Source organism: Pseudomonas sp. B3(2017) (assembly GCF_002113595.1).
GTDB classification, from domain to species: Bacteria; Pseudomonadota; Gammaproteobacteria; order Pseudomonadales; family Pseudomonadaceae; genus Aquipseudomonas; species Aquipseudomonas ekonensis.
In genome coordinates, this window is the sequence record NZ_NEIU01000028.1 from 40,179 (window position 1) to 56,235 (window position 16,057).

Annotated in this window: 13 protein-coding genes; 7 read left to right on the forward strand and 6 right to left on the reverse strand. The window is 67.2% G+C overall.

Features of this window, described 5'->3' with window-relative positions; translation table 11 throughout:
• Positions 1 to 14: 14 nt before the first annotated feature.
• The 4 genes from CAG33_RS26575 to CAG33_RS26590 are packed head-to-tail and all read left to right on the forward strand — an operon-like array spanning position 15 to position 4,720.
• Complete coding sequence (locus CAG33_RS26575) at positions 15 to 797, forward strand: efflux RND transporter periplasmic adaptor subunit (RefSeq protein ID WP_085582169.1); 783 nt, start codon at positions 15 to 17, stop codon at positions 795 to 797.
• Positions 794 to 2,113: an efflux RND transporter periplasmic adaptor subunit gene (locus CAG33_RS26580; protein WP_085641134.1), complete on the forward strand. Its 1,320-nt coding sequence runs from the start codon at positions 794 to 796 to the stop codon at positions 2,111 to 2,113. Before CAG33_RS26575 ends, CAG33_RS26580 begins: the two co-directional genes overlap by 4 nt.
• Positions 2,114 to 4,210, forward strand: a complete 2,097-nt coding sequence (locus CAG33_RS26585; protein WP_085641136.1) for a biotin/lipoyl-binding protein — start codon at positions 2,114 to 2,116, stop codon at positions 4,208 to 4,210.
• Positions 4,211 to 4,222: 12 nt separating this feature from the next.
• The gene (locus tag CAG33_RS26590; RefSeq protein WP_085582163.1) at positions 4,223 to 4,720 is read left to right on the forward strand and encodes a GNAT family N-acetyltransferase; all 498 of its coding nucleotides are present in this window, start codon (positions 4,223 to 4,225) and stop codon (positions 4,718 to 4,720) included.
• A 12-nt stretch (positions 4,721 to 4,732) separates the two neighbouring features.
• Here the strand turns inward: CAG33_RS26590 and CAG33_RS26595 are convergent, their stop codons facing one another.
• The 6 genes from CAG33_RS26595 to CAG33_RS26620 form a co-directional block, all read right to left on the reverse strand.
• On the reverse strand, positions 4,733 to 6,919 hold the full coding sequence (locus tag CAG33_RS26595) for a lipase family protein (protein ID WP_085641138.1): 2,187 nt from the start codon (positions 6,917 to 6,919) through the stop codon (positions 4,733 to 4,735).
• Positions 6,920 to 6,930: 11 nt separating this feature from the next.
• Positions 6,931 to 7,704 carry a hypothetical protein gene (locus tag CAG33_RS26600; protein WP_085631815.1) on the reverse strand — a complete coding sequence of 258 codons (774 nt, stop codon included), beginning with the start codon at positions 7,702 to 7,704 and terminating at the stop codon, positions 6,931 to 6,933.
• Complete coding sequence (locus CAG33_RS26605) at positions 7,701 to 8,555, reverse strand: DUF4123 domain-containing protein (RefSeq protein WP_085641140.1); 855 nt, start codon at positions 8,553 to 8,555, stop codon at positions 7,701 to 7,703. The genes CAG33_RS26600 and CAG33_RS26605 overlap by 4 nt, the downstream gene beginning before the upstream one ends.
• Positions 8,552 to 10,633 (reverse strand): type VI secretion system tip protein VgrG, encoded by a 2,082-nt coding sequence (locus CAG33_RS26610; protein ID WP_085641142.1) that lies wholly within the window; start codon positions 10,631 to 10,633, stop codon positions 8,552 to 8,554. The genes CAG33_RS26605 and CAG33_RS26610 overlap by 4 nt, the downstream gene beginning before the upstream one ends.
• A 147-nt stretch (positions 10,634 to 10,780) precedes the next feature.
• Positions 10,781 to 11,092, reverse strand: a complete 312-nt coding sequence (locus CAG33_RS26615; RefSeq protein ID WP_085582153.1) for a hypothetical protein — start codon at positions 11,090 to 11,092, stop codon at positions 10,781 to 10,783.
• Positions 11,093 to 11,147: 55 nt separating this feature from the next.
• Complete coding sequence (locus tag CAG33_RS26620; protein ID WP_085582151.1) at positions 11,148 to 11,735, reverse strand: phage tail protein; 588 nt, start codon at positions 11,733 to 11,735, stop codon at positions 11,148 to 11,150.
• 233 nt (positions 11,736 to 11,968) lie between these two features.
• Between CAG33_RS26620 and CAG33_RS26625 the strand changes: the two genes are divergently transcribed.
• The 3 genes from CAG33_RS26625 to CAG33_RS26635 form a co-directional block, all read left to right on the forward strand.
• Positions 11,969 to 13,555 (forward strand): glycosyltransferase family 39 protein, encoded by a 1,587-nt coding sequence (locus CAG33_RS26625; protein ID WP_085641144.1) that lies wholly within the window; start codon positions 11,969 to 11,971, stop codon positions 13,553 to 13,555.
• Between the two features lie 149 nt (positions 13,556 to 13,704).
• Positions 13,705 to 14,541 (forward strand): sulfotransferase, encoded by an 837-nt coding sequence (locus CAG33_RS26630; RefSeq protein ID WP_085582147.1) that lies wholly within the window; start codon positions 13,705 to 13,707, stop codon positions 14,539 to 14,541.
• A 52-nt stretch (positions 14,542 to 14,593) separates the two neighbouring features.
• Positions 14,594 to 16,057: DUF4347 domain-containing protein (locus CAG33_RS26635; protein WP_139835920.1), on the forward strand; the 1,464-nt coding region annotated here is incomplete at its 3' end.

A 16,057-nucleotide genomic window follows, 5' to 3' on the forward strand; every position in this document is an offset into this window, starting at 1 on the left:
AGGGAGTAGCGGTCATGCAGCGTTTTCGTGGTTGGGTTCTCGGAATGTCCCTTGCAGCGAGTGCAGTTCAGGCGCAACCCCCCGTGCCAGACGATCCGCTGCTGGAAAACGGTGTGGCCGCCCAAGCTGCCGCCAGTGGCAGCGAGGCCCGCGGCGTGCTGCGCGCCCGCGATCAGGCGGTGCTGGCCAGCGAGCTGTCCGGGCGCATCGTCGAGCTGCCGTTCAGCGAGGGCGAGTCGTTCAAGAAGGGCGACACCCTGGCGCGGTTCGACTGTTCGGCCTATCAGGCCCAGCTCAACGCGGCGCAGGCCGCCAGCCGCGGCGCCGGCGAGGAGCTGGCGCACAACCGGCAACTGGCGGCGCTCAACTCCGTCGGGCGGTTCGAGGTGGCGCGGGCCGAGGCCAAGGTCAGCGAGACCCAGGCGCAATCCCAGGTGTATCAGGTGCAGGTCAAGCGCTGCAGCGTGATCGCGCCGTTCGACGGGCAAGTGGTGGAGCGCAAGGTGCAGCGCTATGAGAGCGTGCCGGCGGGTGCGCCGCTTCTGGACGTGGTCGACAACCGCACCCTGGAGATCCACCTGCTGGTGCCGTCGCGCTGGATGGCGCGGCTCAAGCCCGGCCAGACCTTCAGCTTCGTCCCCGATGAGACCGGCAAGCCGATCGATGCCACGGTCAAGCGCCTTGGCGCGCGAATCGATGAAGGCAGCCAGACCCTGCTGCTGGTGGCCACGCTGCCGAACGCCACCGGCCTGCTCGCCGGCATGAGCGGCACCGCACGCTTTGCGGAGCTCAATTGAACGCCCCGGCGGGGGGCGGCGCCGAGCAGGTGTTCGCCCGCTTCCTTGACCTCGAACGGCAGATCCGCGCGGCCCGCGACGTTCCTCAACTGGCCTACAGCCTGGTCAATGACGGGCAGTCGCTGTTCGGCTATCGCCACGCGACACTGTTGATTGCCGGCAAGGTGCAGGCCGTCACCGGGGTCAGTGCGGTGGAGCCGAACGCGCCGTTCGTGGCGTTCGTCGAGCAGGCGGTGGCGCAGCTGTTCAAGCAGGATGTGCTGAAGCAGGCACGGGTGATTGCGCCGTCGATGGTCAGTGAGCCGATCCGGGCCGACTGGCAGAGCCTGTCGGCGCTGCAGGTGTTCTGGCTGCCGCTGATCGACCGTCACGGCGAGGTGTTCGGCGGTTTATGGCTGGCCCGGGACGTGCCGTGGAACCCCTCCGAACAAGTCCTGCTGTCGCAGCTGGGCGACACCTGCAGCCATGCCTGGCTGGCCTTGCAGCCGCGCAAGCCGTGGCGGTTGCGCTGGACGCGCAAGCGCCAGGCGGCATTGGCGGCGGTGGTGCTGCTCGGCCTGTTGGTGCCGGTGCGCCAGTCGGTGCTGGCGCCGGCCGAGGTGGTGCCGTTAGGCGGCCGCGTGGTCGCCGCACCGCTGGACGGGGTGATCGCCGAATTCCGGGTCAAGCCCAACCAGAACGTGAAGGCCGGCGACCTGCTGCTGCGCTTCGACAGCACGACCCTCAAGGCCCAGGCCGACGTCGCCGAGCGTGCCCTGGGCGTCGCTGAAGCCGAGCTCAAATCCAATTCCCAGCGCTCGTTCGCCGATGCCGAGTCCAGTTCCCGGGTGGATCTGCTGGCCGCCCGGGTCGAGCAGAAGCGCGCCGAGCGCGATTACGCCCGCGAACTGCTCAACCGCAGCGAAGTGCGTGCCGAGCGTGACGGCATCGCCGTGTTCGCCGACGCCGAACGCTGGACCGGCAAACCGGTGCAGACCGGCGAACGGCTGATGGAGATCGCCGACCCGAGCCAGGCCGAGCTGCGCATCGAGCTGGCGGTGGGCGACGCCATCGCGCTGGAGCCCGGCGCGCAGATTTCGCTGTTTCTCGACAGCGACCCGCTGCAACGTCACCTCGCCACCCTCGAACGCTCGGCCTACGAGGCGCAGCCCACCGCCGGTGGCCAACTGGCCTATCGGCTGGACGCCGGCTTCACCGAGGCGCCGCCGCGGATCGGCTTGCGCGGCACGGCGAAGATTTTCGGCGACCGTGCGCCGCTGGCGCTGTACCTGCTGCGCCGGCCGTTGGCGGGCCTGCGCCAGAGCGTGGGCCTGTAAATGATCCTGCCGAGCCTGCGCGCCGACCTGCAACTGTCGCCCGCGGCGCCGGCCCTGGACGGTTCGCCGCGCTGGACATTGGCGGATCCGGTGAGCGGTCGCTACTTCAAGCTCGGCGGGGCGGCGATGCGCCTGCTGCGCCACTGGGCGCTGGGCGACGCCGAGCAAGTGCTGCGCGCGGCCAACCGTGAGCCGGGCCTGGCCCTGGACGGCGCCGAGCTTGAGCAATTGCTGACGTTCCTGCGCAGCCACGACCTGATCAGCGCCGTCGACGATCAGCAGCGCGTCAGCTATCGGCTCAAGGCCTTGGCGCGACGCCAGAGCCTGTGGCAGATCCTGCTTCACCAATACCTGTTCTTTCGCATTCCGCTGTGGCGCCCGGACGCGTTCCTCAACCGCGCCTGGCCGTGGCTTGAGCGTTTCGGCCCCAGGCTTCTGCGCTATGGCCTGCCGGCGTCGCTGGGGCTCGGGGTGTTTCTGGTGTCGCGGGACTGGCAGCGTTTCGTCGGGACGTTCCCGCACCTGTTCAGCTTGGGCGGGGCGATCGCGTTCGGCGTGTCGCTGTTCTTCGCCAAGCTCTGCCACGAGTTCGGCCATGCGTTCATGGCCAAGCGTGCGGGCTGCCGGGTGCAGAGCATGGGCGTGGCGTTCATGGTGCTGCTGCCGATGTTCTACACCGATGTCAGCGACGCCTGGCGGGTCAACGACCGGCGCGCGCGGCTGCTGATCGGTGCCGGCGGGGTGCTGGCGGAACTGCTGCTGGCCTGCCTGGCGTTGCTGGCCTGGTCGCTGTTGCCCGACGGGCCGGGCCGCACGGCGGCGTTCATGCTGGCCAGCGCGACGTGGATCACCACCCTGGTGGTCAACCTCAACCCGTTCATGCGCTTTGACGGCTACTTTCTGCTCAGCGACCTGTGGGAGGTGGACAACCTGCAGGGCCGGGCGTTTGCCCTGTGCCGCTGGCGCCTGCGCGAGTTTCTTTTCGGCTACGGCGCCCCGGCGCCTGAGCCTTGGTCGCCGGCGATGCAGCGGCGTTTGCTGATCTGGGGGTACGGTTCGTGGCTATGGCGTGCGGCGTTGTTTTTCGGGATCGCGCTGGCGGTCTATCACCTGTTCTTCAAGGTGTTGGGGATCTTCCTGATGCTGGTGGAACTGGTGTGGTTCATCTTCTTGCCGATCATGCGTGAGTGGCGCCAGTGGTGGAGCCGCCGCGAACAGGCCCATGCCCCGCGGGTGCTGCTCAGCGGCCTGGCGGTGCTCGGGCTGTTGCTGCTGCTGACCGTGCCGTGGCGCAGCGCCGTGGAACTGCCGGTGATGCTGGAGGGCGGCCGCGCCAGCGCCTTGCATGCGCCGGTGGCGGCGCGGGTCAAGACGGTGAACGTGCGGGACGGGCAACAGGTGGCCCAGGGCGATGTGCTGATCGAACTGGAGTCGTCGGACCTGGATTCGCGCCAGGCCATCGTGCGCAAGGAAATCCAGATCCAGCAATTGCTCATGCGCCGTCAGGCCGGGCGCAGCGAAACCGCCGCCGACGCCGGCATCGTCGAGCAGCGGCTGGCCGAGGCCGTGGCGGACTACCGCGGCTTGAGCGCCCAGCGCGAGCGCCTGCTGCTGCGCGCGCCCCATGCCGGCACCGTGCGCGACCTGCTGTCGAACCTGGCGCCCGGCCGCTGGTTGTCCACCAAGGACGCGCTGGCCCGGGTGGTCGAGGACGGCACGCGCCTGCGTGGCTATCTGGCGGAGGCCGAGCTGTGGCGGGTCAAGCCCGGCGCCACCGGGCGGTTCATCGCCGACGATCCGATGCACCCGGCCCTCGCCGTGCGGCTGGACGAAATCGACACCAACGGCGTGGCCTACGTCGATCAGGAGGCGCTGACGTCTGACCACCATGGGCCGATCGCAGTGCGCCGTGACGTGCAGCAGCGGGCCGAACCGGTGCAGGCGCAGTACGGCGCGCGCCTGGAGGCGTTGGATCGGCTGCCGATGCCGGCGCAGCCCCTGCGCGGCGTGGTGGTGCTGCAGGGCAGCGGCGAGTCGCTGCTGGGGGTGGCCTGGCGCCGGTTGGCGGCGCTGGGCGTCAGGGAAAGCGGTTTCTAGGAGGGCATGACGATGGCGGACAACACGAATGTCGCGGCGGACGGTCTGGTGGTGCGGCCTTCGCGGCCCACCGACGGGCCGTTCCTGCACAGCCTTTACCAGTCGGCGCGGCCGGACCTGCAATGGATCGACGGCGAGCAGGAGTTCGTCCAGCAGATCGTCGGCCAGCAGTTCCAGGCGCAGGAACTGGGCATGGGTGAACACTACCCCAATGCCATGCATTACGTGGTCGAAAAGCTCGGCACGGCCATCGGCTCGTTGAGCACCGATTTCGGCGCCAACGAAGTCCGCGTGCTGTACCTGGCCTTCATCCCTCAGGCCCGCGGCCAAGGCTACGGCCGCGCCGTGCTGCAAGGGGTGCAGAAGGCCGCGCAGCAGATCCGCTGCCCGGTGGCGACGGTGGTGTGGGCCAACAACCCCCATGCGCGCCAGCACTACCTGGCGCTCGGGTTTTCCGTGGAGGAGCGCTCGCCGACGGCGGAGCGGCTGGTGTGGTATCCCCAGGGCTGAGCTTGCCGGCGGCTAAATGATCGAATCGAGGTCGAGGGTGTAGGGCGCGCCGATGGTGCGGCCCGACAGCGTGGCCAGCAGCGGGTCGTCCGCCAGGCTGTCCGGCGCCATGGCCAGCTGTTCCTGCGCAAGATTCTGCGGATGGTCCAGCCAGCGCGGCAGGCTCTCGGCCAGCCGCTGCGGTTGCCCGGCGAGGGAGCCGTAGACGTCTTCGGCCTTGACCCGGCGGTGGCGCAGGGTCGCGAGGCGCTGACGGGTGCTGTCCACCCGGTCGACTTCACGGCTGAGCGCATCGATCTGCTTCTGGTGGGCGCGCACGGCGTTGTCCGGCCGCCCCGTCAGTTCATTGCGCCGCTTGCGCAACTGCCCGGTGATGCGCTGGAGCGCCGATTCGACGTGTTCGAACTCGCGGTCGGTGACCAGCGAACGCCCCGCTTCCTGCGCCTCCTGCCAACGCCGCAAGGCCGCCCAGCACGCGGGGATGTACGCTCCGGTCATCGAATGGTGCCCGCCGTCGAGCAGTTGCTTGAGCAACGACGGCCGATCCGGCAGGCCGTGGCGCTGGCGCACCGCCACTTCGCAGGCCGCGTGCTGGGTGATGGTGTCGCAACCCGGCGCCCACAGGATCGACGACACCTGCCCCTGCCCGAACTCCACCGGCATGGCGTGGCGCAGGGCACCGTGGTGGCCGTAGGCTTCGCCCGTCCAGTTGGTGATGCCGGCGACGAACAGCGACAGGCCGACGGGCACATTGACGAACGTCAGCGCCGCCCCCGCGCCGTAGATATCGGCCTTGGTGTTCATCCAACTGCCGGGCACGCTGGGCACCGGGTCGTTGTGGTTGACCATGCGGTAATGCACCAGCTCGCCCGCGGCCTCGACGAAACGGCGGTCGCCGGCGCGGGGGGCGCCGTAGGTGTAGAGCTGGATGTCGTAGTTGAATCCGGCCCTTCGACGGAGCATTTCAGACAAGAGCAGGGTGATCGCGCCACCAAGGCTGTGGCCGCAGATGAGGAGTTTTTGGCCGACGTGGAATTTCTCGAGGTACGCCACCACGAAGTCATAGGCTTTCTGGGCGGCTTGGTAGAACCCCCGATGGACTTGCCCTTCGCCTTCCTCAAACGGCACTTGCAGCGCATCTGCGTCACGCAAGCCGTCGGGGATTTTCTCGGCGGTGCCGCGCACGGCGATCAGTATCAGTTCGTCGTTGTGGGTGATGAAGGCTTGGGTGTCGGTGCTGTCTTTGTCACCGACATCATCTAGAAAGTGAACGCTGGCCGGGTGTTCCAGTTCGCCTTCCGGTGTCGGTCGGTTCTCGGCGTAAAGGATCGGGTCGAACGGTATGATTTCCAGCCGTCTGGAATACGGCACATCTTCGTAGAGCGGGTAAAAGGCTTTGGTCTGTGCGCTATCGACTTTCCAGAGTTCTTCGCACTTGGCCAGTGCATCGCCGAACCAGTTGCCGACGCTGGGCTGAAGCGAGAACTTCAGGGTTTGTGTCTCGGCGGAAGGTATCGCGGGTTGTTGGCCGAAAGGGCTGTAGCTCAAGGTCGCCATCAATGCGAGCTGGTAAAGGTTGAGCGCACAGAACGACGTGTCTGTGGACAACAGGGGGCGCAATGCCCTCAGCGGACGCACTTCAAGCACCGTGTGCCGGTTCGGCATCAGGGCGGCCCCTAGTTTGCCGTGCTCAAGCATGATGGCCGCGCACCCCGAGTCGAGGGGGAAATGGCGGAACACCTCCGGCGGCAGGTGCGAAACGTGTCTGACCAGATGCCGGACTTCTACCTGAAAGTAATCGACGCCGTCGGCCAATGCGGGCCGTTCGCGTGTGCGGGTGGAGTCCGGGTTCAGGTAGCGGGTCTTCTCGGCGCGAACCTGGAGTTCAGTAATCTTGAGTGGGTAATGCGGCCTTTCCTTGAGTCTCAAGTAGACCGCCTCCTTTCCCTCGTAGGCTTGTTCAAATAACAATGAAACAGGCCCGGCAAAATGGTTCTCTAGTTTGCCGATGCCTTTTGCGTCTAAGTTACCTGCATATCTCATTCCTTCTGAGTCAGTAGCGATATAGGCCAGTCCGGCATAAGGCTCGCTCGAGCAGAACTCATCGATCAATTGAAAGCTGATCCATTTACCCCCAGTTGGACAAGCCAGCATACGGTTGCTCAAGGGATGTTCCAAATTCATCTCAAGTGATGTCATGTTGAACCTCCTTATTCCGTGCAGCCCGGATAAATGGTGCAAACGCGACCATCCGGCATTCTAAAAATGCTGAAGTCGGTGTAGTTGCCATGGCAGTAAGCCTCTTGATCTTCGTAACCGTCACCGAGGCAACGCTTCCAGCCGTTGGGCACTTTCACCCAAGTGTCTCCCCAACCCGGTTTTTCCTCCTTCGCCAACTTGACCTTCAACTTCACGGTCTTACCCGGCAATTGGTCGAGGGTATAGGCGGAGAAGGTCTTGCCCTGTTTGCGGGCGCCTTGATCGTCGGATGTCGTGCAATCAAGGATTTTCACGATGCGCCGGCTTGCGCCTGCGGTGCGAAACCACCATTCGCACTGGCTGTAGATGAAGCTTTCACCCTTTGGGTTGAAGGTGTTCTTGTAGCGCTCCTCCAGCACGTCACGAATGATGACCATGCCTTCGTCACGGCTGAAATCACCGCGCTCCTTGCCATACTTCGCATAGATTTGCAGGGCGATTTTCCTGACCACCAACGGGCAGCCCTTGACGGTCTTGCGAACAGTGATTTCAGCATCGGGCCGGTAGTCCGTCCGCCACTGGCTGTTGAACACCGGCGCCAGGTTGTCACGCCTTTCGACGGTGCAGGTCTGGCCTTTTTCAGGGACGTAATGAACCGCCGCCACATAGGCAAACCCCGGCGGCAGGTCGGCGGTGAACGTGAAGGTGTTGGGTTCCCCCGCCGCGCACCCCATGAGCATCGCCAAGCTGCCGTACAGCCAGGCACCGCTGATCCAAAGCCTCATCGCGCGTCCTTCCCTTGCCAATGTCTCGACAACTGACAGACCCGCTCGAAATGCTCGTCCGGGGACTCGTCCGGCCCCGGTCGCCAATGCGGCGCGAGTTCGTGGGCCGGGGCCTGCAGGCTTTGCAGCAGGAGAACCTCCAGCCGCTGCGGGGCCGTCCAGCCCCAGGCGTCGGCCAGCGCCAGCCGTGCGCGCAGCCAGGTGTGCGGATCCTCCGAGCGGGCCAGGTCGGCGTAGGCCTGAACGTGTCCGGCCAGCAAGAAGCGGTGGGCGTTGGCCAGGCGGATGTCCAGGGTCTGCTCATCAGGCAGCGGCAGTTGCAGCCACGGCGGCGAATCCGGCACGGGGTAGGTGCCCGGCGCCGGGTTGTCGACGGACTGCCAGTGCGAGCCGTGCCAATGGCACACGCTGATGGCCGGCCCCAGGTACGCCGGCAAGGCCTCGGCGGGCAGGTGCGCCAGGGCCCGGGCCAGCACCCGGGCGTCGTGGAAGCGGTACAGCGCCTGATGAGGGCGGGTGCCGACGATCAGCCGCTCCTGCCAATGCCTGACCCACCCGGGCAGCCCACCCTGGTCCAGGCTGGCCAACCAGCCCCAATGGGTGTGGGGCCTGTCGAGCAAGGCGTCGAGGCGACGGTCGTCGGGCCGCTCGAAGGTGAAGACGTAGGGGCCGGCGTCGGCCAGTTCGGCCACAACGGTTTCGCCGTAGACGCTGCGGAACTGTTCGTAGCGGCTGCTCTTGAGCCAGCGTTGGCGCATGTCGCGTTCGTTCTGCGAGTCGAGGACCAGGCACAGGAGGCGGTCGGCGCGGTGCTGTTCGTTCAGCCAGGGCAGTGCGGTGGAGTTCGTCATACCGCCGCTCCCGGCACCGGGCAGGCGCCGTCACGGCAGGCTTCGCAGATCGGGCAGAAGTCTGCCCCCAGGGCTTTGCTGGCAGCCATCAGGCCCGGTTGCGAAGGCGCCACCAACGGCGGCAGCGGCGGTGCCGGCGCTGCGTCCGCGATGCCCTCGGGCTGCAGCGGCGGCGCGTGCAGGAAGGATGCCGGTGCGCCGCCGATCTGCAGGTCGGTGCTGGCCAGGATCCCGCGATGGTCGACCAGCAGGTGCTCGCCGCCGACCCTCAGGCTGATGCTTTTTTGAGCTTCCAGAACCAGATGTTCACCGGCGCGCAGGCACAGGTGCCCGGCGGCGTCGACCGTCATGGACGCACCGATCCGGGTGTGGCTGCCGGCGCTGACGTGCAAGTGGTCGCCGGCCTCCAGACGGGTCTTGCGGTCGCCGGTGACGGTGCGGTGCTCCTCGGCCTTCAGCACGCTGATGCTGTTGCCCCGGACGGTTTCCCGGCGTTCGTGGCCGACGTCGAGACGGCTGTCGTTGGCCACCTCCTGGTGCAGGTCGCGCTGGGCGCGCAGGCGGATCAGTTCATGGCCGGCGCGATCCTCGATCATCAGCTCGCTGGAGCCGCCGCTGTCCGGAGAGCTGCGGGAACGGAACACGCTGCGGGTCTTGTGCGTCGGCAGCTCGTAGGGCGGCGGGTTGAGGTTGTTGGTCAGGCAGCCACTGATCACCGGGCGATCGGGGTCGCCGTCGAGGAACGTCACCAGCACTTCCATGCCGACCCTAGGAATGACTGTGCTGCCGTGTGCCTGGCCGGCCCAGGTCTGGGCGGTGCGCAGCCAGCAGCTGCTGTGGGCGTCCTTTCGGCCTTCGCGATCCCAGAAGAACTGCACCTTGACCCGGCCATGGCGGTCGCAGTGGATTTCCTCGCCTGGGGGACCTGTGACCACGGCGGTCTGGGTGCAGCCGATGAGCGGTTTCGGGTGGCGCAGCGGCGGGCGGTAGACCGTGTCCCACGGCGTGGCCACGAAATGGTTGCGGTAGCCCTGGCGCAGTTCGTCGGGTGCGCCTGGGGCGTCAGGGGCGGCGATGTCGCCGCCGTATTCCTCCAGCGCCTCGGGCTGCTGGCCTTCGTGGCGGATCTCGGTCAGCAGCCAAAGGTCGTTGAGACCCGGATCAGGGTGGTCGGACAGCGACAGGAAATGCCCCGGCACCAGTGCCGGCTCGTCGCTGTCTCCGGTGCAGGGGCGGTCGTCGCTGCGGTGGCGTTCCAGGGCCCTCCGGGCGAGCAGCTTGCCGTGGTCGCGTTCGGTAGGGCGGCCGGGGTATTGGTAATCCTCCAGGCCGGGCTGACGGCCCCCCTTCGGCAGGCGGGCGTCGGCTTCCTGCACGATGTGCGCCTTCTCGAAGTCGTAGGCGCGACGGCTGGCGCTGTCGGGCCGGGTTGTGCGCCGGTCGTCGAAACGCTGGATCGCCGGCCGGTCGGCGACCAGGGCGGCGGGCCGCTTGAACGGCGTCGGCCCGGCCAGCCTGGGGAACACGGTCTGGTCGTCGCCGAACACCAGCAGGTGCCGGTCGCGGGTGTGGCGAAAGTGATAGTGCAGGCCGTCTTCCTCGCACAGGCGCTGGATGAAGTGCAGGTCGGATTCCTTGTACTGCACGCAGTACTCGCGGTCCGGCAGCGCACGGCCGATTTGGAAGTGGTGGAGGTCGGCGTGGATGCCGTGCTCCCCGAGCACCTGCGCGATGATCCGGGGGACGCTCAGGTGCTGGAAGATTCGCTGGTTGACGCGATGGCGCAGGTTCGCCAGCCGGGGTGCCAGGGTCACGTCGTACCGCGTCAGCCGGTGGCCGATGTCGCCGCGGGCGACCTCCAGGATCTGGCCGTGGCGGCCGGATCCGGCATTGTCGAAGGCCAGGAAGGCCTGCCGCTGCATGAGATCGGCCAGGTCGATGTCCGGCCTCGGGCTGACCAGCCGGATCTCGAAGGCGAACGGCTGGCTGACGGACTCGGTGCCGGTGAAGGACAGCACCCGGAATTCGTGTTTAAGGTCGTCGGTCGAGAAGCGGAAACGCGCGTTGGCATCGAACATCCGTTGTTCCTTGTCCTGTGGCGGAGTCGGAACAACGTAACAAGCGGAACGGCGCAATGATGTCGGACGTTTCCCAATTCATCCGGTTGAAATGCAGGGACTACAGGGCGTTGACTGGTGTCCTACAGCCCGTTCCTGCAAGGGTTTTCAGTTGAAGGAAATGCAGAAATAACCCAACTGCGGATCCCGTCCCATCGGCGGCACCCGTGATACGAAGATGTCGTCCACCCGGCCGAGCTCCGGCAGTTCCAGGGCACACAGGCCGTCGACGAAGGCGGTCGGCTCCAGGCTGTCGAACTCCAGGCTGAACGGCATGCGTTCGCTGTGGCGCAGCTTGGCCGAAGGGATTTCCTCGTAGTGCCGGATGTGGATCGCCAGGGCCGAGCCGTCCGGCAGGTGCAGGGTGCCGGTCTGCCCCAGCAGGGCCTGGAAATGGTGGTTCTGGACTGATTGCAGCATGGTTGGGCTCCGGTGACGGGAAAAACGGCCGGGGGCTTGCGCCCCCGGCGTCCTTTCAGTTGCGCGACGGGAAGATGCCGTTCAGGGCGACGCTGAAGTTCACCACCAGGAACGGGTTCATCACGCCCATCGGCTGGCTGCCGCCCGCTGGGGAGATGTCCCCGGTGACGGTGGTGGTCAGACCCTTGAGCGGTACCGGCGTGGCGCCTTGCGCGTCGGAGTAGATGTTGGCCGAGCCCGGGCCGCCGCCGGAGGCGCCGAGGTAGGCGTTGGTGGCGGTCGGGGTGGTGGCCGGGTTGCTGGCCGGCACGGCCAGCTGCAGGGCGCTGTTGGCCGTCAGACCGGTCATCGCGTGGGTGTGGTTGGGCATATTGGCGATGGTGGCGGTGACGCTTTCGACGCCGGCCACTTCGCCGATGGTGCGCGGCGTCAGGCCCAGGCCGTTGCCCTGCGACATGGGCATGCGCCCCTGCAGGTTGGGCAGCGCGAAGTTGGTCTGGCCGTTGCCGCCGTAATAGGTGCCGAGCAAGGCGAACAAGGCGTTGTACTGTGCGATCGAGAGAATCTGTCCGTTGCACCAGGCCCAGTCCCGTGGAGCGAACTGGAAGGCGAACGGCTGAATCGTACCCATGAATACTTCCATGATTCCTCATCCTTCTGTTGTGTGGTCGGCGCGCCGCGCATCGGCTCTTTTCGCCGGGCAGGTCAGGACGATCCGCCGGTTCCTTCCCGTTGCGCGGGCAGGTCACGCCAAGCCGTAGCGTAGACCCGGATCGGCAGACCTGCCGGATGTCGTCGCTATTGCGCATGGGGGGTGTCGCTGGCCTACAGTGAGCGTTCCGGGGGAATGGTTTAGGGCGGGAAAAGGGGAGGTTGATGGAAGCGCGTCGTGAAACACCGTTCGGGGACGCCCAGGAGCCGTTCGCGGCGCCCAATGCCGGCGTGCGGCGTCTGCTGCGCTGGGCCCGCGAGCATTGGCTGCTGCCGATCCTGCTGCTGGCCGCGGCGGTGCGGTTCTATGACCTCACCGCCGCCGCGGTCTGGGGCGACGAGGGCTCCAGCCTGCTGCTGGCCGCCTATCCGCTGGACGGCATCTGGCGCCATGCGGCGTTCGACGTGCATCCGCCGCTGTACTTCATGCTGCTGCACGGCTGGATCGCGCTGTTCGGCGACGGGATCTTCGCGATCCGCAGTTTCAGCGCCGTGCCCGGCATCGCCACGGTCGCGCTCGGCATGTGGCTGGTGGACCGCTTGGCCACCCGCCGCGCGGCGGTCATGGCCGGGGTGCTGCTGGCGCTGCTGCCGACGGCGGTGCGCTACAGCCAGGAAGTGCGCATGTACGCGCTGCTCGGGCTGTTGCTGGTGGCCGCCACGCTGGCGCTGGTGTGCTGGATCAAGCGCCCTCAGCGGCGCCGCTATCTGGCGGCCTACGCCCTGCTGCTCACGGCCGCGCTCTACACCCATTACTTCGCGGTGCTGGCGGCCCTGAGCCATTGGTTGTACCTGGGGCTGATCCGCTTGCAGCCCGGCCATCGCCTGCGGCACATCCAGCGGCGGGACTGGTGGCTGGCGAATCTGGCCGTCGCCGCGCTCTACCTGCCGTGGCTGCCGAACCTGTTGGGGCTGCTGCAGCACCTGGAGGCGCTCAAGGCCGGCGGGGACGTGGGCTGGGAGGATCCGGTGACGCTCTCGTCGCTGCCGTCGATGATCTGGACCTGGCTGATCCAGGACGACGGCGAACACCTGCCGCTGCCGGTGTTCTGCTCGGTGCCGCTGGCGGTGTTGGCGCTGGGCTGGGTGGCCGTGGCCCGTGACCGCAGCGTGGGGCACGGCAGCGCGCTGCTGGCGCTCTACACCGGCGTGCCGCTGCTGCTGGTGTTTGCGGTGTCCTTCATCTCACCCATGTTCATCGAGCGTTACCTGACGGCCTATGCGCTGGGCCTGCCGATGCTCGCCGCCGTGGCCGTCGACCGGCTGTACGCCGGCGCGCGCGTGCTGGCGGTGGCGGCGCTGGTGTCGTTCGCCGGGGTCGAGATGATCGGCGTGAACGCCAACGCCACGGTCGACCCCAATGACCAGTTCAGCGTCATGGTCGATCACGTCAACCGGCATTACGCCGCCGGCGACCGGATCGTCACCAGCGACATGCTCTGGTACTTGAGTTACGTCTACTACAACCGCACCGATGCCCAGGTGCGGCTGTTCACCCCGCCCGCCGCCGATGGTCGTCCGACCCGCCCCAACAGCTACGGCTTCGGCACGTTGGTGAGCGCCGACGTGTACCTGGATCGCCTCGCCGATCTGCCCGAGGGCAGCCGACGGGTCTGGCTGATCGGCTCGCTCGACGATCCGGCCGAGTTCGGCCCGTTGCCCGACGGATGGCAGCGCGTCAGCGAAGTGCATGCCGGCGGTGCCTACGCTCGCCTGTATGTGCGGCCAAGTGCCGACAAACCGGGAGGATGAGCGCTTAAACGATTCACCGGGGCAGTCATTCGCGAAACGGATGGTCAACGTCGATTTAGCTTCGATTTGATATCAAAACACCACTAGTCGAAAGGTTATTGTTGGGCTACGCTCTGTCCGACAAACGGACTTAACCATTTGGTGAAGGGATGCAGCAGTTCCACTTTATCTCCGGCTTGCCGCGATCAGGTTCGACCCTTCTTTCTGCGATCCTGCTGCAGAACCCGCGCTTTCATGCCGGCATGACCAGCCCGGTGGGCGCGCTGTTCTCAGGTGTCCTGGAGCAATGCAGCGCCGGCAGCGAGTTCGGCGCGGTGATCGACACCGACATGCGCCGCCGTTTGCTGCGCGGCCTGTTCCAGTCCTACTACGCCGACAAGGCCGACAAACCGGTGGTGTTCGACACCAACCGCCAGTGGAGCGCCCGCCTGCCGGCGATCAACGACCTGTTCCCCAACGCCAAGGTGATCGCCTGCGTGCGCAACGTCGCCTGGGTGATGGACAGCCTGGAGCGGCTGTACCGCGCCAATCCGTTCGAGAACACCAAGCTGTTCGGCGACGCCGGGGAGCGCAACACCGTCTACAGCCGCTGCGAGACCCTGGCCCAGCGCAACCGCCTGGTGGGGTTCGCCTGGGCGGCGCTCAAGGAAGCCTATTACGGCGAGCACGCCGATTCCTTGCTGATCATCGACTACGACCTGCTGACCCAGGCCCCGGAGCGGGTGCTGCGGCTGGTCTACGAGTTCATCGGCGAGCCGTGGTTCGAACACGATTTCGAGCATCTGGCCTACGACGCGCCCGAGTTCGACCAAGCCCTGGGGGTGTCCGGCCTGCACAAGGTCAAGCCCAGGGTCGCCCTGCAGTCCCGGCGCACCATCCTGCCGCCGGACCTGTTCAACCAATACGCCGATCTGTCCTTTTGGCTCGATGGCTCAGCCAGCGCCGCCAATGTCATTCGTATGAAGTCCGACGCCGCGATCAGTTGATCGCGGCGTTTTTCATTGATGTGTCACAACTGTTCGAGTCCGGGTGAGCAACATGTGGTGGAGCAAGAAACACGCGCGGGTAACCGAGGGTGCACGGACGCTGGCCGCGCCGATGATCATGTCGCTGGAGCCGCGCATGCTGTTCGACGGCGCGGTGGCGGCGACCGTCGCCGACACCGCCGCCCAGGCTGACAGCCATCCCGCCGCCGACGCCGCCAAGGCGCCGGCCGCCGACCACCCGGTCGCCAGCAAGGACACCCACGGCCAGGCCGATGCCGCGCCCGCCGCCAGCCCAGTGGCGGTGCCGGGCCAGAGCGTGGTGTTCGTCGACTCCCGGGTCAAGGACGCCGACAGCCTGCTCCAGGGCATCGCCCCCGGCACCCAGGTGGTGAAGCTCGACGCGGGCAAGGACGGTCTGCAGCAGATCGCCGACTACCTCGACCAGCACCACGGCGTGAGTTCGGTGCAGATCATCGCCCACGGCAACGCCGGCGACCTGTGGCTGGGCAACAGCTACCTGTCGGCGGACAACGTCGCCCAGCGCAGCGCGGTGCTGGCGGAAATCGGCAAGGACATGAACGTCGGCGGCGACATCCTGATCTACGGCTGCTACACCGCCGAGGGCGACCGCGGTCTGAGCTTCGTCGATTCCCTGGCGCAATTGACCGGGCGCGACGTCGCGGCCTCGAACAACCGCACCGGCGTGGGCGGCGACTGGAACCTGGAAATCGCCACCGGCAACATCGAAAGCGCCAACGTGCTGTCGGCCAAGTCGATGAGCGAATACCAGTGGGGCCTGGCCACCTGGACCGCGACCAACAACCTCAACACCGGCGTCGGCTCGCTGCGGGCGGCGCTGGCCTCGGCGCAGAACGGCGACATCGTCACGTTCAGCTCCGGCATGACCGTGCAGCTCACCTCCGAACTGCTGATCAACAAGAACATCACCGTCGACGGCGACCTGAACAACGACGGCGTGGCCGACGTGACGCTCGACGGCCAGTACAAGACGCGAGTGGTGGAAATCGCCTCCGGCAGCACGGTGACGCTGGACGGCCTGGTGATCACCCGCGGGCTGGTGTCGGGCAACGGCGGCAACGGCGGCTACGGCGCGGCCGGCGCCATGGGCGGCGGGATCTTCAACGCCGGCGTGCTGACCCTCAGCAACGTTTCGGTCACCAGCAACGCGGCGGCCGGCGGCGGTGGTGGCGGCGGTGTCACGGGCGCGTTCTACGGCGGCGGCGGTGGCGGCGGCGGTGGCATCGGCGGTCAGGGCGGCGGCCATGGCGGTAGCGCCGGCCCCGGCGTCGGTACGCTGGGCGGCGGGGCCGCCACCGCCGGCATCGGCGGCTACGGCGGCGGCTACGACGCGGTCCAGATGGGCGGCCGCGGCGGCGGCACCACCGGCGGCACCGGCGGCCTGGGCGTGTCCAACTACAGCAACGGCGGCAACGGCGGCACGGCGAGCAACGGCACCATTTCCATCGGCGGCGGCGGTGGCGGGGCCGGCTGGGAC